16 protein-coding genes are annotated in these 21921 nt (G+C 42.3%); 8 read left to right on the top strand and 8 right to left on the bottom strand.

Translation table 11 applies throughout. The features are described 5' to 3' along the window. The 3 genes from K1X76_05580 (at position 1) to K1X76_05570 (ending at position 3055) form a co-directional block, all read left to right on the top strand. Positions 1-1002 carry an alpha/beta hydrolase gene (locus K1X76_05580; protein MBX7148537.1) on the top strand — a complete coding sequence of 334 codons (1002 nt, stop codon included), beginning with the start codon at positions 1-3 and terminating at the stop codon, positions 1000-1002. 75 nt (positions 1003-1077) lie between these two features. Continuing rightward, positions 1078-1887: a hypothetical protein gene (locus tag K1X76_05575; protein ID MBX7148536.1), complete on the top strand. Its 810-nt coding sequence runs from the start codon at positions 1078-1080 to the stop codon at positions 1885-1887. Between the two features lie 10 nt (positions 1888-1897). Beyond that, entirely contained in the window at positions 1898-3055 is a 1158-nt protein-coding gene (locus K1X76_05570; protein MBX7148535.1) for a hypothetical protein, read from the top strand. A gap of 277 nt (positions 3056-3332) precedes the next feature. Here the strand turns inward: K1X76_05570 and K1X76_05565 are convergent, their stop codons facing one another. Beyond that, positions 3333-3503, bottom strand: coding sequence for a hypothetical protein (locus K1X76_05565; GenBank protein MBX7148534.1), 171 nt, complete (start codon positions 3501-3503; stop codon positions 3333-3335). A gap of 349 nt (positions 3504-3852) precedes the next feature. On the opposite strand from K1X76_05565, the gene K1X76_05560 reads away from it, so the two are divergent. From K1X76_05560 to K1X76_05550, 3 genes are all read left to right on the top strand, one after another. Next, complete coding sequence (locus K1X76_05560) at positions 3853-5793, top strand: hypothetical protein (GenBank protein MBX7148533.1); 1941 nt, start codon at positions 3853-3855, stop codon at positions 5791-5793. 432 nt (positions 5794-6225) lie between these two features. Next, positions 6226-8967 (top strand): hypothetical protein, encoded by a 2742-nt coding sequence (locus K1X76_05555; protein MBX7148532.1) that lies wholly within the window; start codon positions 6226-6228, stop codon positions 8965-8967. Between the two features lie 260 nt (positions 8968-9227). Beyond that, positions 9228-11366 (top strand): hypothetical protein, encoded by a 2139-nt coding sequence (locus K1X76_05550; GenBank protein ID MBX7148531.1) that lies wholly within the window; start codon positions 9228-9230, stop codon positions 11364-11366. 16 nt (positions 11367-11382) lie between these two features. On the opposite strand, the gene K1X76_05545 is transcribed toward K1X76_05550, so the two are convergent. The 7 genes from K1X76_05545 to K1X76_05515 all read right to left on the bottom strand — a co-directional run bounded on the left by K1X76_05545 (position 11383) and on the right by K1X76_05515 (position 20751). Then, positions 11383-12030, bottom strand: coding sequence for a hypothetical protein (locus K1X76_05545; GenBank protein MBX7148530.1), 648 nt, complete (start codon positions 12028-12030; stop codon positions 11383-11385). A gap of 397 nt (positions 12031-12427) precedes the next feature. After that, positions 12428-13192, bottom strand: a complete 765-nt coding sequence (gene gloB / locus K1X76_05540) for a hydroxyacylglutathione hydrolase (GenBank protein MBX7148529.1) — start codon at positions 13190-13192, stop codon at positions 12428-12430. A 212-nt stretch (positions 13193-13404) separates the two neighbouring features. After that, complete coding sequence (gene argJ, locus K1X76_05535; GenBank protein ID MBX7148528.1) at positions 13405-14613, bottom strand: bifunctional glutamate N-acetyltransferase/amino-acid acetyltransferase ArgJ; 1209 nt, start codon at positions 14611-14613, stop codon at positions 13405-13407. A 109-nt stretch (positions 14614-14722) separates the two neighbouring features. Beyond that, positions 14723-17386, bottom strand: coding sequence for a preprotein translocase subunit SecA (secA, locus tag K1X76_05530; GenBank protein MBX7148527.1), 2664 nt, complete (start codon positions 17384-17386; stop codon positions 14723-14725). Between the two features lie 42 nt (positions 17387-17428). After that, a complete protein-coding gene (gene thiE / locus K1X76_05525) occupies positions 17429-18004 on the bottom strand; it encodes a thiamine phosphate synthase (GenBank protein ID MBX7148526.1) in 576 nt (191 codons plus the stop codon). A 109-nt stretch (positions 18005-18113) separates the two neighbouring features. Then, the gene (locus K1X76_05520) at positions 18114-19574 is read right to left on the bottom strand and encodes a sigma-54 dependent transcriptional regulator (protein MBX7148525.1); all 1461 of its coding nucleotides are present in this window, start codon (positions 19572-19574) and stop codon (positions 18114-18116) included. Positions 19575-19590: 16 nt separating this feature from the next. After that, positions 19591-20751: a hypothetical protein gene (locus tag K1X76_05515; GenBank protein MBX7148524.1), complete on the bottom strand. Its 1161-nt coding sequence runs from the start codon at positions 20749-20751 to the stop codon at positions 19591-19593. 125 nt (positions 20752-20876) lie between these two features. On the opposite strand from K1X76_05515, the gene K1X76_05510 reads away from it, so the two are divergent. After that, positions 20877-21323 (top strand): winged helix-turn-helix domain-containing protein, encoded by a 447-nt coding sequence (locus K1X76_05510; GenBank protein ID MBX7148523.1) that lies wholly within the window; start codon positions 20877-20879, stop codon positions 21321-21323. Next, complete coding sequence (locus K1X76_05505; protein MBX7148522.1) at positions 21320-21916, top strand: hypothetical protein; 597 nt, start codon at positions 21320-21322, stop codon at positions 21914-21916. Before K1X76_05510 ends, K1X76_05505 begins: the two co-directional genes overlap by 4 nt. Positions 21917-21921: the final 5 nt, after the last annotated feature.

The following is a 21921-nucleotide window of genomic DNA, read 5'->3' as shown; positions in this document are numbered from 1 at the left end:
ATGGCCGTTACTAAACACAAAACTCATTCTAAAATGGCCAAACTTTCGGAACTCATTCAAACCGAAGAAGGCTACGCCACAAGCTTTGATGGCACTAAAATTTGGTACCGTTCTGTAGGCAGCGGGCATCCCATTGTTTGTTGCAACGGTTTGGGCTGCTCCACTTTTTATTTTCACTACATCGAAAATTATTTTAAGCGTCACTATCGTGTTATCACCTTCGATTATCGTGGACACGGGAAATCGGAAAACCCGGCTAAAAAAGAAAATCATACTATTGAAAGCTTAGTGGCCGATTTAAAATGCGTGTTTGATGCCCTGGGGGTTAAAAAAGCAACACTCGTAGGCCACAGCATGGGCGTTCAAATTTTATTTGAGTTTTACTCACGCTACAAACAATATTGCGACGCTTTAATTCCTTGTTTTGGGACCTTTGCTAAACCCATTGATACTTTCATGGATTTTCCGGCTTCCAAATATGTGTTTGAAGTTATTTACCACTTTAACCACACATTTCCAAAAATTGCCAAACTGTTGGGCCGGCTTATGATGAAAAACCCGCTTTGGTTTCAGGTGGGTGGCGCTCTTAATGTGATGAAACCTTATTTGGTAGATAAAAAAATAATGGAGCAATACATCGATCACATTATTAATGTTGATCCGGTTTTTTTATCAAGCTTAACCAAAAGTTTACAACATCACGATGCCGAAGACAGCCTTAAAAAAATAACAGTGCCAACACTTATTATGGGTGCCGAAGACGATAATTTTACACCGTTGTGGGTTTCTAAAAAAATGCACCATCTTATTCCCCGATCGGAACTTTTTATTGTTAAAAAAGGGAGCCACGTAGCCCTTGTAGAACAACCCGAACTCATCAATTTGCGCATTGAAAAATTTTTGGAAGAACGTTTAGGCAAAAAATCATCCCCCAGGCGTCAAAAAATTAACCAAATCGTCAAAAAACGCATCACTCAGGCTATAAAAAAAAATAAGAAATAATAATTTAAGATTTGTCAGCTCTCCCAATGTCCCGTACAATTTTTATGTATCTCTATTTCAATAAAGGGGGAAGCCATGTGGAAAAAAACCACGGCTCTGCTATTTTTAATATTCTGTTCGAGCTGCGCCACTAATATTGCATCCAACTTGGAATGCGCTCGAAGCGAAATAAACAACAGCAATTTTGATGAGGCCATAACGTGCGCTCAAAATGTTCTAGAGGATGACCCGGGGCATATTGAGGCTACCAGTCTTTTAGCATCGGCCTACGCTGGACGAAGCGGCATCGATTTTACAGCGTTAGCCGTTGCCTTGCTCGATTTAGACAGCTCGGATGAAACCAATTTTCAACTTGTTACTGATACACTTCCCGAAGATGCCGATTTATCTGATTTGCGTTTGGCTATTGAAACCCTAGAGAACCTATCTGGTATTACCGAAAGCTCTTTACCCGAAGAATCGGATTTGGCCGATGCCGCTTTTAATTTGGGGATGCTGAAAGCTGCAGAGCATTTTTTGTTAGGCATTTATGAATCGGATTATTTTGCTACTTTTGACGTCACACTTATTTCAGATGATGCCCGCATTTTAGCGCAGGAAGATTTAATCGATTTTGATACCTTGCTTGTGAATAGTGGTATTAGCGAAGGAGAAAGCTTTATTGAAGAAATCAGACAAACGTACTGCATCTTAGAACCAATTTCAGCGGGTGAAGGATTTACACAAGAGGAATTTCAGGCTCTGGTAGGCTGTCAGTTATCGGATAATCCTGAAACTTTCGATACAACTTTACTTACTGCCGACATTGTAAATTGCAGTCAGCTCGATCCGGATAGTCAAACACCGGATGTTACCGACTGCATCAATAACGACACTACTTTATGAAGGATGTTGTATGAAACTTTTTTTTAAAATTTTCTTTTTAATAATTTTGATGAGTTTTTCTTTTATTACTTATGCTCAAAACATGGCTTTGAGACACTCACCACGCATTATGCAGGGAATTCGCCCCACCAGCATGGGCGGTGCATTCATTGCCATGGATGGCACTGATGAAAATGCACTTTTTTATAATCCAGCCGCCATCAACGATTATGAAAAAAAGGTGCACATGCAGTTTTTATTACCATCGCTTGAATTTTCGTACAAAGGTATTCCTTTTTTATCGTCAAACCTGGTGGGATTAGCCGGTGACTTGGGTGATGCCGACGGCAATGATGCCGAACAAGTACGCATTTTTGACCGTTTTTCAAACTTGCATACAGGACGTTTTGAAGAAGTTGCAGCCCACGGCTCTATTGCTACTTTTATGCATAAATTTTTAGCGGCTTCTCTATTTTATGATAATCGTACATCGGTTTATGTGGTGAATCCTGTAACCAGCACCATTCAATTTGAAGCTATTAGTCATTTTGGTTTGCAAGTGGGTTCTTCCTATAGTTTTTTTGAAGATGCCTTAAAGGTGGGGGCTTCTCTTAAGTTTATAGGACGTCATTTAATAGACGATAATATTACCGCACGCGATATTATTAACAGCGGCGGATTTGGAAATGCTCTCGATTTGGAACGTTTTGGTTTTGGCATTGGCGGCGATATTGGCATAAAGGCCAAAATGCCCTTCATTAAGGGTAAGGCCTGGCAATATTTAGATCCTACTTTTGCTGTTACCGTACAAAATATTGGAGATACCCGTTTTTTTGTAGGAGATGACGTAGGTCGTCTTAAAGAATCTACAACAGCCGGTTTTGCCCTGCATCCTAACTACTGGAAGCTAAAAACAGCTTTAGCAGTTGATTTTACCGATCTGGAACGTCGCACCGACATTATCACAAAACTTCATGCTGGCTACGAAGTAAGCTGGCCAGATATTTCCAAAGCAATTAAATCTATGTCGGTCCGTATTGGCACCAACCAAGGATATATTACAGGTGGATTTGGAATGGATTTTAAATATTTCAAATTTAATCTCGCCACCTATGGACGTGAAGTGGGAGAAAAAACTCACCAGAAAGAATCGCGTATGTATGGTTTTCAACTAGCGGCAGGTTTTTAAAAATAAGATTTTTCCCTACACACCTGGGCACCTCCCGCACATACGCATAATTTTAACTCTCATTTTGATCGGCAAAAAATGCCAAAACAGCAACATAAAAAGGTAAAAATACACCCCACTAAAATAACTTAACGGGTCAGTTTTTACCTCAAACCTAGAAAAAACCATTAATTTTAAGCCTTTAAAATAATCCCTTTTTTTCGTCAAAAGTGTACGCAATTTGCTTCTATAAACCAGTACCGGGGGAATCGGAGGGTGTTAAGGCACAATTTTATACTTATAAAGGATACCGACTTATGCTTTTTTCCATCCATAAAAAAATTCTTCTAACTATTCTATTGGGCTTTTCCTTATTGGGAACAGGCTGTGGCGGTTGTTCTGGAAGTGCTGGAGGCTCTTCGGCCCCTGGCTCCGAACTACCAGGATTTGAAAATGGTCCTGTGGACATACCCATCAGTTCTGCAAAGGACATCGATTCTGATGTAAAAGATGTCACCTTTATACCAGATGTTAATGAAAGTCTACTTCCTGCTGGAGCATCGTCTGATGATTATATTGGTACAGTAACTTTTAATTCATCTAGTGGTGGTTGCTCATTACTTGCCGGAGCTTATAATGGTGACACAGGTAGTTGTATTTCAAGCGATGGAATAGAAGATCATTCAGGTGATAGTTTTGATAGCTGTTATTCCTACGCAATTCATGAAAATTTGATAGGTGTTCCTCTAGCATTTGCCATTTATCAAGATGCAACTGAGGCATGTCAGGATAACGCCAATACCGGCTTATATACAATTGTGCGTATAGATTCTGTTCCAGATGAATTGGGTGGCGGATACACCATGACAGAATTTGCCTCTAACTCCAGCAATCTTCAAGCTAACGTACGCGGTGAAATTCCCTTCGGATTTACAGGAACAGGCGACAGTTTAAAAGTAGTATTTGGCACGCGCAATAGTGCAAATGAAGTTATCATTAAAACAGTCACGCTTGTAGACAAAGACTACGACGTTCTAAATACTTCTGAGGGAACTACATTATCTGCCAACATAGATCGTTTTAAAATGTCAAACGATGGCACAAAATTGGTAGCTATCGATGAAGACAATAATACCTATTATTATAATGGAACATCAATCAGCAGCTTTTCTTTAGAAGGTATTACAAATGACTCCATTTTAGACATGGATGAATATGGACGTTATTTAACTTACAGCCGCCAGAATGAATCGCTTGATACAATGTATGTATCCATGCGCGATATGCAAGAAGGTAGTAATTTTGATTTGGCAACAGACTTAACTACCATTGATGCTGATGAAGTAACAAGTCTAGTACTTGTCAATCAAGCAGCCGTTTTCCTGGTATCGCATGATACAGGATCTAACTATAATTTCATTTTTGGTGATTTTGGAACCTCTGCCGCTGGAAATGGTGACGCTAGCTTCGATATGTTTTATGGATCAACCAGCAATATTTCCAACGCAAAGGCGTTTGATTATTCTGGCCAAACTACTGGGGCTTATCGTTGCTTTAGAAGCGAAGATGGTGATGGCAATAGCATCTTTGGAATCTGCATGATCGAAAACACCAGCATCATCGACCCTCCCGATGGATACACCATAACTTCTTTTGACACTTCACTGGAGAGAAACCGTTTTATTTATGCAATCCGCCCTGCAGGCGATAGCGATAACACTCGTTCTCAAATTTTTATTCAAGAAATCGGAGAAGATGCAGCCTATGTAGGCCCAGGCTGGTCTCCTTTATTTGCAAAAACTTCTGTTAACGATGCCGATACTATTGCCTATCTCCAATATCATAGCAGCTCTAGTACCGAGTATCCTCAGGTTGCAGTTAAGGATTTGGGTCTTTCTTCCAGCTACAGCACGTTAGCTGCTCGCAATACATTTGACACCATCGACTTTGGCGATTCTGCCAATATGTGGAGAGAATTTTCAGGCGGCTGTTGGCCACGGACTTACAGCATAGTGGATGATGACCGCAGCAAAGGAACCATTAATGCCGTAACTGGCTATTACGTTGCCCCTGGATCAGCTGCCTCTGTGGTCATTAAAGCCACCGACTGTAGCGGAACCGAAGTGAGCTACCAATCCATCAGTGTTGAAGAAGGTGGCGAAGGGCAAGAAAACGGCGGTGGTGATAGCAACGATACCTTTATTGCCGCTTATTTTAATGGAGATGTCGATAACTTGAGTGGCCTATATTTTGAAGCCGATGAAATAACTAACTCTCAAATTGCACCACTTATATCGGCATCCAGTATCGAAACCATCAGCTTTGTCTACAACCAAACCATCGACCAATCTGATTTCACGAACAAGTTTTATTATGAAAATGGAACTCAATGCACCTTAGGAGAAATCTACCAACCTGGAGGCACTTACGGAATCTGGAATCCATGGGTCGACCCTGTTGATATTGCTTTAGGCAGTGGTAATGACGAATGGATGAACGGACACGATAACAGTGTGACCGCCGATGCAATCACCATTGATGGCAACACCTACACCATTGATATTACAAAAGCCTTTCAATCACGAGCCAATGGAGCTGTAGATGCTTACGAGGGAGTCAATGGCATTCTCAGCCCGGATGATGATTATACAGAAATTGTAGAATGGACTGGAACAGGCGATAATCGATGTATTCGTTTTGGGCAATATATCCTTGGAGCAGATGACTTGTATTTCCAGTTTAATGATACAGATCTGTAATAGAGCGACGGCGGGCTGCAACACCTTTGGTGTGGGTTGCTACAAGTGGTATGGGGCCCGGATGATGACCATATCCCTATGGCTACCGATGCCAACGGCAGTGTAGTGTTTGATGAAGACAGCACCAATACGCGCTCGATGTTCTTTAGATATTATTAATAAGAGGGTTAAGAATAAAGCCGTCTTGGGATAAATACCGGGGCGGCTTTGTTTCATTTTAAGAGGCAAAAACTGCCAATTTTAGATTTTTATGAGGTTATTTTGTACCTACCCCAATTCTTGTTTAAACACCTTAAAAAACAAAATCAGAAGAAAACACTAAAGAACTTAAACGCTTATAAAAGCCCCCTATTTTAGAAGTTTTGGGTACCAATTTTGCACCATATGGGGGTGGGCAAAACAGGAAACATTAACCTTAATAGAGTATCATCTATGACTTTTTCCATCCTTAAAAAATTACTTGTAATAACCATGATTCTTTCTTTTGCTACTCTTACCGCTTGCGGAGGCGCTGCCGGAGGCTCTTCGGGCGGAGGGCTTAATACCGGTTCTTTTACGGGAGACGGCCCCATCAGTTTGGATGTGCCTTTGGCTAAAGATTCCAATGCCGGTATCAAAAATCTTACCTTTACTCCATCAGTAGATGTTAACGGAGCTGTTGGACACATCGATTTTAATGCCAACGACGATGCCTGTCATTTGGCCAATATTTATGTGGATGGTGATGCCGTAGCGGTAGCCGAAACCGATGGTAACAATCCCTGTAATTTTACCTACAATGTTCCCACCGAATATCTAGATATTCCTTTTGCCATTGCTATTGATGATGGTGCTAATGGAGATATTGGCGAACCGGCCTATGTAAAAGTAAGTCTTAATACCAATCCTTTAATTGAAGATGATTACATTTTTACGCAGTACGCTACCAACGCTTACAATTTGCGCAAAACAGATCAAGCCTACATCCCCATTTCCATTCAAAAAGTAACAATAGATGAAGACACCGGCCCAGAAACAGCCATTTTGTATGCCGCCACCACCGTTAATGATGATGAATCTTTACTGGCCCGTCGTTACTCGGATAACTACGAAATTAGAGTTGATGATCCCGATTCTAACCCCATTTTATCGCGTATTAATCGCTTTCAATCGGCCAATGGCAAAGTGGCTATGTTAGACAACTCCAATAACTTCTACTTTTTTGACGGCACCACTTTGGCAAAGCATGATCTTTCGGTAACCATTGGTGATGATTCCATTATCAGTTTCGAAGAGTCGGGACATAAGATAGCCATTACTACCAATAACTATGTAAGCCTGATTGATGCATCCGATTTTTCGTACATTCCCATTGCTGCCGACTTAACCAATTATACTTTTAGCGGCGGTATCACCACCATGGCCTTCATGAATCAATCGGGTGTATTTGCCGTAGGCAAAAGATCAAATACTTATTATTTTGCTTACCTCGATATGAGCCGCCCCATTGCCGGTGCAGGTGATGCTCAAGGGGAAGATTTTTATCAAGACTCCAATACTATTTTAAACGCCCGTGGCGTTGAACGAGGAGGGGTAGCTTTGTGTGATGTAGGAAGCGACCGTTATGGTATTTGCTATCTTGATCAAGAAGGCTTAACCGTTATAGTAAGTCCTCCAACTAACTACACCATTACTTCTTTCGATTTATCTATTGCCCGCATAGGTTATTTGGTATTTGCCGCCCAGCCCGGCACCAAAACAACAGCCGATGCCGATACAACTCATGCCGATTCTATTATAGGGTATTACAACATTACCCATGGTAGTGATCCTGTTTATTTTGACAAAGGTTACACACCCATTTTTGCCAACTCGGGCGTAGACGATGAATTAAAAATTGCCTACATCAGTAACGTAGGCGACACACCCGAAGTTGCCAAAAGAGATTTACATATTACAGATGGTTTAACCGCACAATACACGGCCATTGCCCTCAACGAAGATGCTTCCACAAATTATAACCCAAGTGACGTCTTTAACGTATCCGACAAATTTACCGGCGGTTGCTGGCCGCGTACTTATACAGAAACCACTTCTACCGATGGCACGGTAGATTTAGTAACGGGTTATGCGGTAGCACCGTCAACCGAAACAACCTTTAGCGTACAAGCTACCGACTGTGCCGGTAACACCGTTACCAAAGATTTTGCTATTAGCAGTGGTGGTGGTGGTGGCGGCGGTGGTGGTGGTGGCGGTGGAAACGATATCTACGAATTAATGGAAATAAACTTTGATACCACTGGAGGGGGCGTAGCCGGCAATTGCCCTACAGTTGGAGCTTGCGATATCTTTGCCGAAAGAGAACAATTCTCCTATTTTGGTGGTATTGATGAGATTCGGGTTGGGACCACAGATCCCGCCGGATTAACCGATTGGGATGCCTCTACCGTTAACAGTGCCCATATCCCTGTTTATCAAATTAGCTGTTCCGACGGAACGGAAATAGCCGGGCCTCTTGATTTAACTTATACTGAAGAAGGCGATACCCCGGGGCGTGTTAATCAAATCAACATCAGCAATGGTGGCGATTCATTTGAATATGGCTGCTATAAAATTGTTTGGGGCGGTGCTGGTGGAACTAATGCTCCCGTTGCCAAACGCAACAGTACCGATGTAACCTTTGATGGAACGGATGGCTACAACATATTCTTTGAACTGGAAGCTCCCACTTATACGCTTAACGGATTCCGTTTTGAAGGCGGTGCCGGTAACGATAACTTGCTGTGTGGTTCAGTTGTGAACTGCGATACCATTGCAGAAAGAATATCAGGATTCATGACTAATCCCGGAATTGATGATATTCGCTTAGGAATTACCACAAGCGCTACTCTCACGGGTTGGGTGGATGGTACCGTTAGCAGTGCTTATATTCCAATTTACGAAGTTAATTGTGGTGATGGCAGTCACATTGGCGGGGCCTTAAACTTAACCTATACCGAAGGCCAGTCTTCCGGATATGCTGATGCCGGATTAATCGTTGTTACCGATCCGCTGGACCAAATTACAGAAAATAAATGTTACGAAATTGTCTGGGGACCGGATGACGATCATCTTCCTATTGGAGAAGATGCTATCGGCAATATCGAGTTTGATATCACTAATACCAGCCGTTCGATGTTTTTTGAGTATCTTTAATAAGAGGGTTATTCACACTACCGCCCTGGCATAAAACCAAGGCGGTAGTGTTTTATTTTGAGAGGTAAAATCTTCCAAAAACCACTCTGTTTGAGGTATTTTTTTACCCTGTTCCTTTGCCTTTTTTAACTTATCCCTGAAAAATATCCGTAATTTCATACTCTTATATAGGCTCATTTTTTATCCATAGAGGTACAAAGATTGCACTCTTAGATAGACCTAGGGGAATGGGTATTTTTAAATAACAAAGGATTTCTCCAATGGCTTCCATCCGCACAAAATTTATCTTCGCTTTAGTGTTGGCTTTAAGTTTTCTTACAGCATGTGGCAGTGCAGGGGGCGGCGGTAGCGTATTGGGAGGCAACTTAACCGAAGGCCCCGTAGACTTACCCATTATTCTGGCCAAGGATATTATTCCAGGAGTAAAAGACGTCACCTTTGATAGCGACACGTTTACCATCAGTTTTGTGTCACAAGACGGCTCCTGCAATTACAATGCAGTAGCCTACGTAGGCAACACAGCCGACAGCCTCTTTGATGCCGATGATGACTGCACCTACCGTTACGTGATAAACGAAAGTAACATTGCAGAGGGAACAGGCGCCACAACGCCCATCTCTTTTGTTCTCACCAGTGCCTCAGCCATTGCCAATGATATTACAGCCGGTATGCCTACTACTCTTGTAATTCAGCATAACCCGGATGGCCTGGATGGTTATTATGTGACTGTTGTACGCTCTAACGTAAATAATTTATTTGCAAATGTCAGTGGCACCGGAAAACCTTTTGGTTTTATTAACTCCGATGACGAACTGAAATTGTTTTATCCTGCTGTTAACACCGATGGAGACAATGCCATCATCACACAACGAGTGAGTGATGGTTATATTGCTCAACTCACCACCACTTCTTCTCTGGTTAACCGCACGGCTTATAGCGAATATGCCTCCAAAATTTTATTGGTAGGCGATGACAACATCGTTTCGTATTGGAATGGAACCGCCCTTTCCACAAACCTGTCGCTGAGCATTGGTGATGATTCCGTATTCTCCATGGATCCCAAGGGGCATCATGTGGTGTACAGCAAACTCAATTCCGAAAATCGCTATGTCCTTACCGCTTATGTATTATCAACAGCTACCAGTGTAAGCCTGTTTGATGACGACACAACTTATGATCATGATGTGATCAAGGAAATTAGCAGCACCCAGATACTTATCAGCTATATTGGCTTGGATGGTACAAGCTATAACTTCCATTCAGGGTCTTTGGCTATACCTCTTTCGGATTTGGGAACACCTGTTGGAACCGATATGACATATTTTGATGATAACCTCTTCTCTACATCAACAGAGATATCAAATCTCAGAAATAACAGTCTTTTAGGGGGGTTTTATATCAGTGAGGGCAATTTATATTATCAGGAAACAAAAGTGCTCGATTACACCAGTTACGATATCAGCCGTTTTGACATGGCCATTAACGGCTCTTTTCTGGTTTTATCAAAAAACACAAGCGGCAGTTCCGATATAGCCACATCCATTATTGATGTATGCCCACTGCCAAGCGATTATTCAACAATCACAACCAACGCTTTAAATGACGACTGTTATTCCGATGGTCCTGGTTACTACCCTGTTACCAGTAAAACACATGGCAACCATCTTACTTATGCCCTTTTGTTTTCACTCAATGGTTCCACACAGGTTACTACACGTGATATCAGTACAACTTCACACGCCACACCTTATACCGATATTGCCTTATCTGAAAATGGGAATGATTCTTTCACAGCTATTGTCAATGATGTAGGCCCTTACTTTTATAGCGCTCTCGAAAACATCAGTGGTGGAGAAGCACCTTACAGTTGTGAAATTATTAATAGCGGTGTTGGAACTCTGGATCCTGATACCTGTGTTGTTGTTACTACACAAGCCGCAGTGAATTTAAATCCTACACTACCTGTCATTCGCATAACCGATGCCGGAAGTCATACACCTGTAGATATCACAACGGAAGGTGGTGGTGGTGGCGAGAATAACATTACTGTGGACTCCGTCACTTGCGACGGTAATTCTATTATCACTGGTACTTCGGCAGCTTTAGCTCCTGCCATTGGTTCGTGTAGTAATATTGTGGTAACCTACAGTGACGCTTACGATGGCACTACAGTAAACAACCTCGTTGCTCAACATGATTTAGCCATGGATGCATATGGACTGGGTTTATATGCTACTGATGGCATAAACAACATCAATTATAGCGATGATATATCAGATGAAGATACCGGCATTTACCGGGCTTCGTTTGATGCATTACCTTCAGGAGGTTACCGCGTAATGTTTTCTGTAGAAGGTGCTAATGCGGAAAATGTCACTTTCTATTTTAGTATCCCCTAACGCCAATAAACGGATACTAAGCCTTGCGCACCTGAATATACGCCGCAGACAAAAGCTTAAGCGGCAAATCACCCATGGGGTATTTGGCATTATACACTACTTCTTTAATTCCCGAATTGATGATCATCTTGGTGCACATGAGGCAGGGCGAAAATGTTGTATAGAGCGTAGATTCTTTAATTTGCATGCCATGATACGCCGATTGCACTATCGCGTTTTCTTCGGCATGCGAGCACAAACATTCATCTAAATTAGCTCCAGAATTACCAAAAGAATTACAGCGCGGGCATCCGCCTTCGTTGCAATTAGTTATCCCGCGCGGAGTGCCGTTATAGCCGGTAGAAATCACACGTTTGTCGCGCACAATCACCGCCGCCACTTTGCGTTTAACGCAATTACTGCGCAGTGCCACAACCTTGGCAATGTTCATGAAATATTCGTCCCAGCTAGGGCGTGTGTTTTTTTTTGAAAGGTCTTGAATAAGAATACGCAAACGATCTTCTAACTGAGCAAGCGTGGTATCGTTCACAATATCATGATCGGCAAGAGCAATGGTTTGATTGAGTTGCTGTTTTAACGGATCGGCACTTTCCGCTTCGGCCTTTTCAAGTTTTTTAAAGGCTTCTAAATTGGTAGGGTCATTTTCACGGCCACGCGCTTTCATCCGTTCAAAACGTACTTCTTCGGGAGCCGATACACGGATAAGGCAAAAATCAACACGGCGTTTTAAGCTATGCACTTCGGCAGGATTCCGGATGGAATCAATCACATAATTTTTTTCGGGATCGAGCTTGTTAAAAATTTTATCGGCTAAAACAGAGGCCCCGCCTTCTACACGTAAACGATTACCGGTTTCAATCAGTGTATCACGCGATATTTGAAGGCCGCGAGCTTTAATATCGTCACGAATCACATCGGACAGGGAGTGATAAATAAAACCCCACTTTTGTAATATATTTGCTAATTCACCCTTGCCTGCGCCGTTTTTTCCGGTAAGTCCAATAATCATATTCTTTTTGGCTATGCCAATTTTTTGTAAATATCAACCATTAATCCTATACTCACCAATGGTCTTTTTTAGTTCTAAGCCACCCCACAAACTCCTCTGGAGCACTACCACCATAGCCCTGAGCCTTCAGTTTAGAGGTGAATAAATGATCATCCCAGCGCATGAAGGGATTCAATTTTTTCTCACTGGCTATAGTGGTTGGAACTTTGGTTTTATGAGCAATAGCCTTTTGAAGAAGCACATTCCCCGGCTCTAATTCCAAAGCAAACTGCATATTTTTTTCGGTATACTCATGCCCGCAATAAACCAAGGTATTATCGGGCAAATTTTTGAGTTTATTTAAAGCAGCATACATCAGCCCAGGCGTCCCCTCAAATAAACGCCCGCACCCACAGGCAAAAAGTGTATCACCACAAAAAAGCGCTCCATGCCCATAAAATGCAATATGGCCCAATGTGTGAGCAGGAATATCCAAAACACGAAACTGCAAAGAGGGCGCACTGCCATGCGCCCCTACACAGACAACATCACCTTCTTTTAAAGCATGTGTCTGCCTGGGAACTCTCCCCTTATTAAAATCGTATAAACTTCCGTAAACAGGAATATCAAACTGCAACAGTAACTCCTCATTCCCCGCCACATGATCGGGATGATGATGCGTGCACCAGATAGCTACTGGTTTTAAATTTTCGTCTTTTATTTTTTTAAGAACAGGATCTACTTCGGGGCAATCCACAATCACACACTCGCGCGTCTTTTCATCCACTATCAAATAAGTGTAATTATCAAATAAGGTTGGAACCAAAAAAACACGCATAAAAAAATCTCGCCCACCCAAAATAAAAAAGCGTTCTTCTCTCTTTTTATTTTTTCATTTTGTGTTTAAACCGCCCTGCTATCATCAGGCAAACAAAAAATGTCTTTCACATGCCTGCGAGGTCGCGCAGCCCAAGCGTTATGAGGCAAACGTAAGATGAAAAAGAGGTTTATGCAAAATGAAAAAATAAAAAGAGGGAAGGACGCGCACCCTTAAGTATGGTACTCCGCGTTCAAATTAATGTAATCGTAAGTCAAATCGGACATGTAAACAAAGAAAGAAGCTTTCCCCACACCCACATCTACCGTAATTTCCAAATCCTGCTTCTTCATGTAATTTTGAAGTGCCTTAAAATTATCGCTGGGTCCAATAACACCCTGCCCATTTTTAACCACCATGTGCGGTCCAATAGATACTTTAAGTTTTTCCTGCACCACATGCGCCCCTGAATATCCCACAGCGGCCATAATGCGCCCCCAGTTAGGGTCGCAGCCAAAAAGGGCTGTTTTTACCAATGGAGAATTACCAATGGAGTAAGCAATTTTACGTGCCTCGGCCACCGTTTTAGCGCCGTTAATAAATACTTTTGTACATTTAGTTGCGCCCTCGCCGTCCAAAGTAATTTTGCGCGCCATCTCATCCAAGAGCTCGGTCATTTGTTTTTCAACTTTGCGCCCGGCGGCGCTATCGGCCGTAAAAGTTTTGTTACCCGCCAGGCCATTAGCCATTACTAAAACAGTATCGTTCGTAGAGGTATCGCCGTCTACAGTAATGCGGTTTAACGTTTGACCCACAGCCCGTCTAAAAATAGTGCGCAGAGTTGCTTGAGTAAAATTTAAGTTAGTGATCACGTAAGCCAGCATGGTGGCCATATTAGGGCACAACATGCCGGCGCCTTTGGCCATCACACCAATCACATATTTTTTGCCGCCAATCTCCCCTTTTACCCACGCGTATTTAGGATACTCATCGGTGGTCATAATGCCTTTGGCCGCCACCACAAAATTACCGGGCCCCAAATGCTGGGTTGATTTACCCAAACCTTTAATCAGCTTTTTCATGGGTAATTTATCGCCAATTTTACCGGTGGAACAAACAAGCACACGGCTAGCGTCCATACCAAAAATACGAGCGGCTTCTTTTTGAGTTTGATACGCGTTTTTAAGACCGATGGAACCGGTGCAGGCATTGGCTACACCGCTGTTAATCACCACCATTTGCCCAAAACCTTTTTTAACCACCTCACGGCACACGGTAACAGGAGCTGCAAAAACTTTATTGGTGGTAAAAACACCGTCCACTAAGGTTTTAGGATTTTCGGAGTAAATAAGAGTGAGATCTTTTTTCTTGGGATCATCTTTAATACCACAGTGAATACCCGAAAATTGAAAACCAGGAATGATTATGTTGTGTAAAGTCATAAAATAAGAGTAACCCACCTCTGTCTCGTCCCTTAATCTAAGGGAGAAAGACTTGCCACCCAAAACATAGCAGAACATTCCCCCCTTAAATTAAGGGGGGCCAGGGGGGTTACGCTCCGTGACACTTTTTATATTTTTTCCCACTCCCACACGGGCAATCATCGTTACGTCCTACTTTTGGCATATCCCGCACCATTGTTTCAACTTTCTTTTTTGCACTAGCCTGGCCCAGTGTGGCCGCAGCTTCAGAACCCATGCTGGCACTTTCGGCTTTTTCCATTTTCATGGGCATTGTTTTCTTTTCTTTAATTTCTACATCTTCCTGCTTTTCAATTTGAACTTTAAAAATACGTTGCACGGCATCTTCGGCAAAACGAACCATCATTCCTTCAAATAAAGCAAAACCCTCTTTTTTATACTCCAAACGCGGGTCTTTTTGACCATAACCTCTTAGTCCAATACCCTCACGCAAATGATCCATGGCCAAAAGATGATCTTTCCAGAGTGAATCAAGCGTTTGCAGCATGAAAAAACGTTCCACCTGGCGCATCACAGTGTCGCCATATTGTTTTTCTTTAGCATCGTAAGTGGCATGAGCCGTATCGTAAATTTTTTGCCCTATGCTATCGGCATCGGTATGCGCATGTTCGTCAATAGGAATAGTAAAACCAAACTGATCTTTTAATTTTTCTTCAAAACCTTCCTTATTAAATTCGTCCCCGCCGCGCGCACCAAATTCTTGCGATACACTATCAGCCAGCATGTCAATCATATCTAAAACCGTATCGCGTGTATCGGCACCCAATAAAATATCTTTGCGCTTTTTATACACTGTAGTGCGCTGCTGATTCATCACGTCGTCGTATTCCAAAACGGTTTTACGCATGTCAAAATGATGCGCTTCCACTTTCTTTTGGGCATTTTCAATAGCCTTAGAAATCCACGAGTGTTCAATGGTTTCATCTTCTTCCATACCCAGTTTTTCCATTACATTGGCAATACGGTCGGAACCAAAAATGCGCATAAGATCGTCATCAAGCGCTACATAAAAACGGGTACTGCCCGGATCGCCTTGGCGGCCCGCACGGCCACGCAGCTGGTTATCGATACGACGCGATTCGTGGCGTTCGGTACCAATGATAATAAGCCCGCCCTTTTCCACCACCTTGGCACGTTCGGCCTCGCACTGCTTTTTGTATTTTTCCAAAACCGTTTTGTATTGGTCGCTTGTAATATCAACATCGTGTCCCAACTCGGCCTTGGCTAAAAATTCGGCATTACCACCCAGCACAATATCGGTACCGCGGCCAGCCATGTTGGTAGATACGGTAACTGCACCATAGCGCCCCGCTTGTGCCACAATTTCGGCTTCTTTTTCGTGATGTTTGGCATTTAAAACATTGTGGGGCACACCTCTGCGCTTGAGCATGTCGGACAGAATTTCCGATTTTTCAATAGCAATGGTGCCCACCAAAATGGGACGTCCTTCATCGTGGAGTGTTTTAATATCTTCTACCACGGCCTTAAACTTGGCCTTCATGTTTTTATAAATAACGTCGTTTAAATCTTCACGCACATTCGAACGGTTTGTAGGAATAGCAACAACTTCAAGATTATAAATTTTGGCAAACTCCGGAGCTTCAGTATCGGCCGTTCCCGTCATACCCGAAAGCTTTTTGTACATACGAAAATAATTTTGAAAAGTAATAGACGCAAGCGTCTGGTTTTCGTTTTCAATCCGTACCCGTTCTTTGGCTTCTATAGCCTGGTGCAGCCCATCGCTCCAACGCCGGCCTGGCATGAGACGACCTGTAAATTCGTCTACAATAATAACTTTGCCGTCTTTAACCACGTAATCCACATCGCCTTTATACAAAGTATGTGCACGTAAGGCCTGGCTGACGTGATGCAAAATTTCAATATTTTTAGGATCGTACAAATTATCAACGTGCAGGCGGTTTTCTACTTCCAGCACTCCTTCTTCGGTAAGTACGGCCGTGCGGCTTTTTTCGTCGATTTGATAATGTTTGTTTTGTTCTAGCCCAGGAATAATGGCATTAATTTTAACATATTTATCGGTAGATTCTTCAGCAGGGCCGGAAATAATAAGGGGTGTACGGGCTTCGTCGATTAAAATAGAATCCACTTCGTCCACAATGGCGTAGTTAAATTCACGCTGTACCATGGTATCGAGCGTAAACTTCATGTTGTCGCGCAAGAAATCAAAACCAAATTCGTTGTTGGTACCGTAAGTAATGTCGGCATGATACGCTTCACGACGTTGGGCATCGTTTAAACCGTGAACAATTACTCCCACGCTCAGTCCCAAAAATTTATAGAGGCGCCCCATCCATTCACTGTCGCGTTTAGCCAAATAATCGTTAACGGTAACAACATGAACACCTTTGCCCGAGAGCGCATTAAGATAACAAGGAAGTGTAGCCACCAGCGTTTTACCTTCACCGGTACGCATTTCGGCAATTTTACCTTCGTGCAGTACAGCTCCACCAATTAATTGCACATCAAAATGCCGCATGCCCAACACACGTCGTCCACCTTCACGGCAAACGGCAAAGGCTTCGGGCATAATATCGTTTAAGGTGGCACCTTGAGCGAGCTTGTTTCTAAACTCGGTGGTTTTAGCCGCAAGTTCGGCATCCGATAATTTTTGGAGTGCGGGCTCAAAAGCAGCCACTTGATTCACTAAAGGACGAATACGCTTTAATTCGCGGTCATTTTTGGTGCCGAAGATTTTTTTAGCGAGAGAAAACATAGAGTTGGCTAATACAAGATAAGGGCTGCCTACGCAATGAATTTATCGGTATAAAGCCGTGATCATGGCAATAGCCAAAACACCGGTTTCCCATACTTTTGGAGCATTGGTGGCATTAATACCCCCTATAGCCACTACCGGTTTTTCTGACATTGATACCGCCTCTTTTAAGACATCAAGCCCCAACACCGGATGCGAGGGATCATTTTTAGTAGGCGACGAAAAAATAGCCCCCAAAGCCACGTAGCTTGTGTCTTCTGCTAATGCATCTTTAAATTGTGCAAGCGAATGCGTGGATTTGCCAATAATTTTGTGAGGCCCCAAAAGGCGCCTTACAAAAGCTACGCTATGATCGCCCTGCCCCACATGACATCCATCGGCGTTTATTTGTTTTGCTAAAAAAGGATTATCGTTGATGATAAACGTGAAAAAATATTTTTGCTTGAGCGCCTTTATTTGACGGGCGTGTTTTAAATAGACCGCATGCGGTTCTTTTTTACAGCGCAGCTGGATAATTTTGATGCCGCGTTTGAGATAGCTCTCTGCCAACAAAACGGGGCAGTGTCCCCCGGTGTTTCCAATGTCGATGATGGCGTAGATTCCCTTAATTTGTTGCATGCAGCTCTCTGTCATACCGGCGGAGGCCGGTATCCAGTCCCTCTTAACCTAGACCCCGGCCCACGAAGTTGCACCCTTGCGGTGTCCGCCGGGGTGACTCCATAAGAAATTACTCCTCATTTTCCTTGAGCAAATCTCTCAAATCAATTTTTAATTCGCGTATTTTTTTACGAAGTGTGTTGCGATTAATTCCCAAAATTTCGGCAGCCTTAATTTGGTTGCCGTCTTTCTTAATAAGCATTTGCCTAATAAGAGGCCTCTCCATCATGCCTACAAATTTGTTATACACATCCCTTTCGCGCGCTACATTTACCTTTTTAAGATAAAGCTGAATATGCGATTCGATAAACGCCTCCAGCTGCTCGGCATCGTAATTGCCTGGCATGGTACCCAAATCGAGACCTTTTGAGAGTTTTTTAAAATCGGCGGCTTCAATAATAGGCCGCTGGGTTAAAACCGATACGCGCTTGATGAGGTTTTCAAGTTCGCGGATATTTCCAGGCCAGGGATTATCGGTTAAATAATCCAAGGCGTCTTCAGCAAATTCTTTTTCGGGCAAACCAAATTCCTGACAGGCTTTATCCAAAAAATATTGCGACAAATAGGGAATATCTTTTTTACGCTCACGCAAAGGCGGCACAAAAATGGGAACCACATTTAAACGAAAATACAAATCCTCCCTAAATTTTCCGTCTTTTACTTTTTTGGTAAGGTTTGCATTTGTGGCCGAAATGATGCGCACATCGATGGGAATGACTTTAGAATCGCCCAAACGCTGCACTTCTTTTTGCTGAAGCACACGGAGGAGCTTAGCTTGCAAATCCATGGGCATGTCACCAATTTCATCTAAAAAGAGAGTGCCTTTATTAGCCTGTAAAAAGTACCCCTGTTTGTCTTCGTTGGCACCGGTAAACGCGCCTTTTTTTGCGCCAAACAATTCACTTTCTAAAAGATTGGCCGGGATAGCAGCGCAGTTAACAGCAACAAAGGGCATGGCTACGCGGCTGCCTTGATAGTGAATAGCACGGGCAATGAGCTCTTTACCTGTTCCCGATTCACCTTCGATAAGAACAGCCACGTCTTGATTAGCCACTTTTCCGATGGTTTTATAAATTTCCTGAATCTCGCGTGTTTTACCCACAATGGTGGGCGACGTTTTGGATTCTTTTATCTCCTGTGCTTTAAGACGTGTAACCTCGGTTTTAAGATTGCGTGTTTCAAGAGCTCTATTTACTAAAATGGAGAGTTCATCAATATCAAAAGGCTTGGTGATGTAATCGTAGGCACCGCGTTTCATAGCCTCAATGGCGTTTTCCATGGTGTCTTGCGCGGTGATAATAATGATGTAGGGTTTGCCCAAAAACTTGTCGGTTTGTTTTAATAAATCGAGCCCTGTAATTTCGGGCATACGAATATCAACTAACGCTAAATCAATTGGGCGACTTTGCAAATATACCAAAGCCTCCTGCCCTGTTTTAGCGCGTAAAATTTCGTGCCCGTCTTTTTCCAAAGCTTTGGTTAAAATCGTCCGGATACTAGCTTCGTCGTCGGCAATAAGTAATGTAGCCATAAATTCACTTTCTTTATTATAGTGGTAAATAAACCGTAAAACGGCTTCCTTTCCCCTTCGTAGAGTGAACCTGAATATCGCCCTCATGCTCTTCAATAATTTGATGGCACACGGGTAATCCAAGGCCGGTTCCAAAATCTTTACTGGTGTAAAACGGTACAAAAATTTGTTTTAACGCCTCGCTATCAATACCACATCCTGTATCTTCTACATCTACACTGAGCACCTGGCGTTTTTTATTCCCTTTTTTAAGCAGGTAATTGGTTACAAAACGCGAGCGAAGCACCACGCGACCATGGCCGTTTAACGATTCCACCGCATTTTTAACCAGATTAAGAAATACTTGTGACAACGCTTCGGGGTCGGCGTTAATTTCGGGCAAACTTGGATCAAATTCTTCAAGCAGTGTTACACTTTTGGGTAAATGAGTTTTTTGAATAAGTGCCAAATCGTGCAAAATACGATTAATATTAACACTCTTCTTCTTATATTTTTTGGGTTTGGTAAAATGGAGTAAATCCACCATCAGCCGGTCCACACGCGTTACTTCATCTAAAATAATGCGTGTATATTCTTGCAACTCCTCATTCCCTTTTACTTCGCGGGCTAAAAGCTGAACCGCACCTTTAATGCCTGAAAGCGGATTTTTAATTTCATGAGCCAGCCCCGAAGCAATTACTTTTAAGTATTCAATACGATCGAGGCGTTTTTTATGTTCTTCAAAGGGCTGGATAGAAGTACGGTCGTAAAAAAGAAAACAGACTGCTTCAATTGAACTATTAGGATCAAGAAGCGGCACCATGTCGATATCCATTTTTTTATACCGAAAAAAACTCGGCTCCTCAGGGCCGAAATTTGAGATTGTTTTTTTCGGCATGAAACTCGGGGGCAAGCCCCCGAGAATTTCATCGATCTTGCTACCTACGTTAATATTGATATCCCACAAGGTGTAGGTGCCACGATTGTCCAACACATTTTTCCAGGTTTTAAGCAAAAGATCTTCGCTAGCAAAAAATTTTTCTATATTGTCGGAGGAGACTTCTTCTAAACGATGAGAAAAAAGCTGATCGAAAACAGGATTGGTAAAGATAACTTTACCTTGAGGGATAGCCACGAGTGCCCCGGCACGAAAGGAGCTTAAAAAAGCCTCCAGACCAATGTGATGAGTAGATTCCATTATATCCGGCAGGTTCGTAGCCCAGCCATTGCCTCTTTTTTAGGCAGTAACAAATTTGACGCGGCGTGTAAAGACCTTATGATTATCATAATTTTTATGATGATTATCATATAAAATATGATAATATGTACGCCATGGACCTTACCTTTTTAATTCCTTCTAAAACGCGGCTAAAGGTTTTGGAATATTTTGTTTTAAACCCCGACGAAAAAGTTCATGTAAACGAGCTAGCGCGTAGGCTTAACCTTGCCCCGCAACTTACCTACCGCGAACTGATTAACATGGAAAACTGGGGTTTTTTGTTTTCATCAAAATCCGGAAATCAGCGTGTGTATCGGGTGAATAAGAAATTTGTTTATTGGGAACAAATTGCAGAATTAATTGAAAAACGAAATCAGATAAAAGCATTACAACCACCAACCATTAGCAAAGTAATCGACTGGGATGAACTATCCAAAGAATACAGAACTATAAAAATACCGGCTACTTTAGATAAAAATTTAAAAATGAAAAAAAATACGCCACGCGCTTATACCGAAGAAAAAATGATGAAAAGAAAAGGTTTGTTATGAGTCGTACCGAGGAATTAAAACAAATATCTTCTTTAGAAACCGCCAAACAACAAATTGCCTTGGCTGCCATTTTGGCCGATGAATTTAAAAAATATAAAATACCTCTTACCGTAGTAGGGGGTGCCGCTGTGCAATTTTATACCGATGCACAGTACACAACTCACGACGTCGATGCTATTTTATATGGAGACGATTCTAAAACTGTTGATCTTGTCATGAACAGCCTGGGATTCAAACGTACCTCCAGTTACCGTCATTTTGAACATCCCGACTTTCCTTTTGTAGTAGAATTCCCTCCATCCCCTATTGAAGTGGGTTTTAGACATATTAGCGAGGTAAACTTAATTAAAATGGGAGAATACGCAGTTCAGGTAATTAAAGTTGAAGATATCATCATGGATAGAATTATTGCTGGTGTCGAATGGAAAAGTTCCCATCACTTAGACCAGGCACGTCTTTTATGGACAAAAAATAAAAAACACATCGATAAAAAATATCTTACCGAATTCGCAAAACAAGAAGGATATTTAGACACATTAGAAGAAATCAAAAAACCCGCGCCTAAAATGAGGAAAAGAGGCGTTAAAAAATAAAATTT

It is taken from the genome of bacterium, assembly GCA_019695305.1.
Lineage (GTDB): Bacteria > UBA10199 > UBA10199 > UBA10199 > JAIBAG01 > JAIBAG01.
This window is presented reverse-complemented; position numbering and strand designations above follow the sequence as displayed.

What these genes read in the sequence shown, in the direction of transcription:
- K1X76_05580 (MBX7148537.1), top strand. Translation starts at nt 1, where the DNA reads ATGGCCGTTACTAAACACAAAACTCATTCTAAAATGGCCAAACTTTCG.
- K1X76_05575 (MBX7148536.1), top strand. Translation starts at nt 1,078, where the DNA reads ATGTGGAAAAAAACCACGGCTCTGCTATTTTTAATATTCTGTTCGAGC.
- K1X76_05570 (MBX7148535.1), top strand. Translation starts at nt 1,898, where the DNA reads ATGAAACTTTTTTTTAAAATTTTCTTTTTAATAATTTTGATGAGTTTT.
- K1X76_05565 (MBX7148534.1), bottom strand. Translation starts at nt 3,503, where the DNA reads ATGTCCACAGGACCATTTTCAAATCCTGGTAGTTCGGAGCCAGGGGCC.
- K1X76_05555 (MBX7148532.1), top strand. Translation starts at nt 6,226, where the DNA reads ATGACTTTTTCCATCCTTAAAAAATTACTTGTAATAACCATGATTCTT.
- K1X76_05550 (MBX7148531.1), top strand. Translation starts at nt 9,228, where the DNA reads ATGGCTTCCATCCGCACAAAATTTATCTTCGCTTTAGTGTTGGCTTTA.
- K1X76_05545 (MBX7148530.1), bottom strand. Translation starts at nt 12,030, where the DNA reads ATGAAAGCGCGTGGCCGTGAAAATGACCCTACCAATTTAGAAGCCTTT.
- gloB (MBX7148529.1), bottom strand. Translation starts at nt 13,192, where the DNA reads ATGCGTGTTTTTTTGGTTCCAACCTTATTTGATAATTACACTTATTTG.
- argJ (MBX7148528.1), bottom strand. Translation starts at nt 14,613, where the DNA reads ATGACTTTACACAACATAATCATTCCTGGTTTTCAATTTTCGGGTATT.
- secA (MBX7148527.1), bottom strand. Translation starts at nt 17,386, where the DNA reads ATGTTTTCTCTCGCTAAAAAAATCTTCGGCACCAAAAATGACCGCGAA.
- thiE (MBX7148526.1), bottom strand. Translation starts at nt 18,004, where the DNA reads ATGCAACAAATTAAGGGAATCTACGCCATCATCGACATTGGAAACACC.
- K1X76_05520 (MBX7148525.1), bottom strand. Translation starts at nt 19,574, where the DNA reads ATGGCTACATTACTTATTGCCGACGACGAAGCTAGTATCCGGACGATT.
- K1X76_05515 (MBX7148524.1), bottom strand. Translation starts at nt 20,751, where the DNA reads ATGGAATCTACTCATCACATTGGTCTGGAGGCTTTTTTAAGCTCCTTT.
- K1X76_05510 (MBX7148523.1), top strand. Translation starts at nt 20,877, where the DNA reads ATGTACGCCATGGACCTTACCTTTTTAATTCCTTCTAAAACGCGGCTA.
- K1X76_05505 (MBX7148522.1), top strand. Translation starts at nt 21,320, where the DNA reads ATGAGTCGTACCGAGGAATTAAAACAAATATCTTCTTTAGAAACCGCC.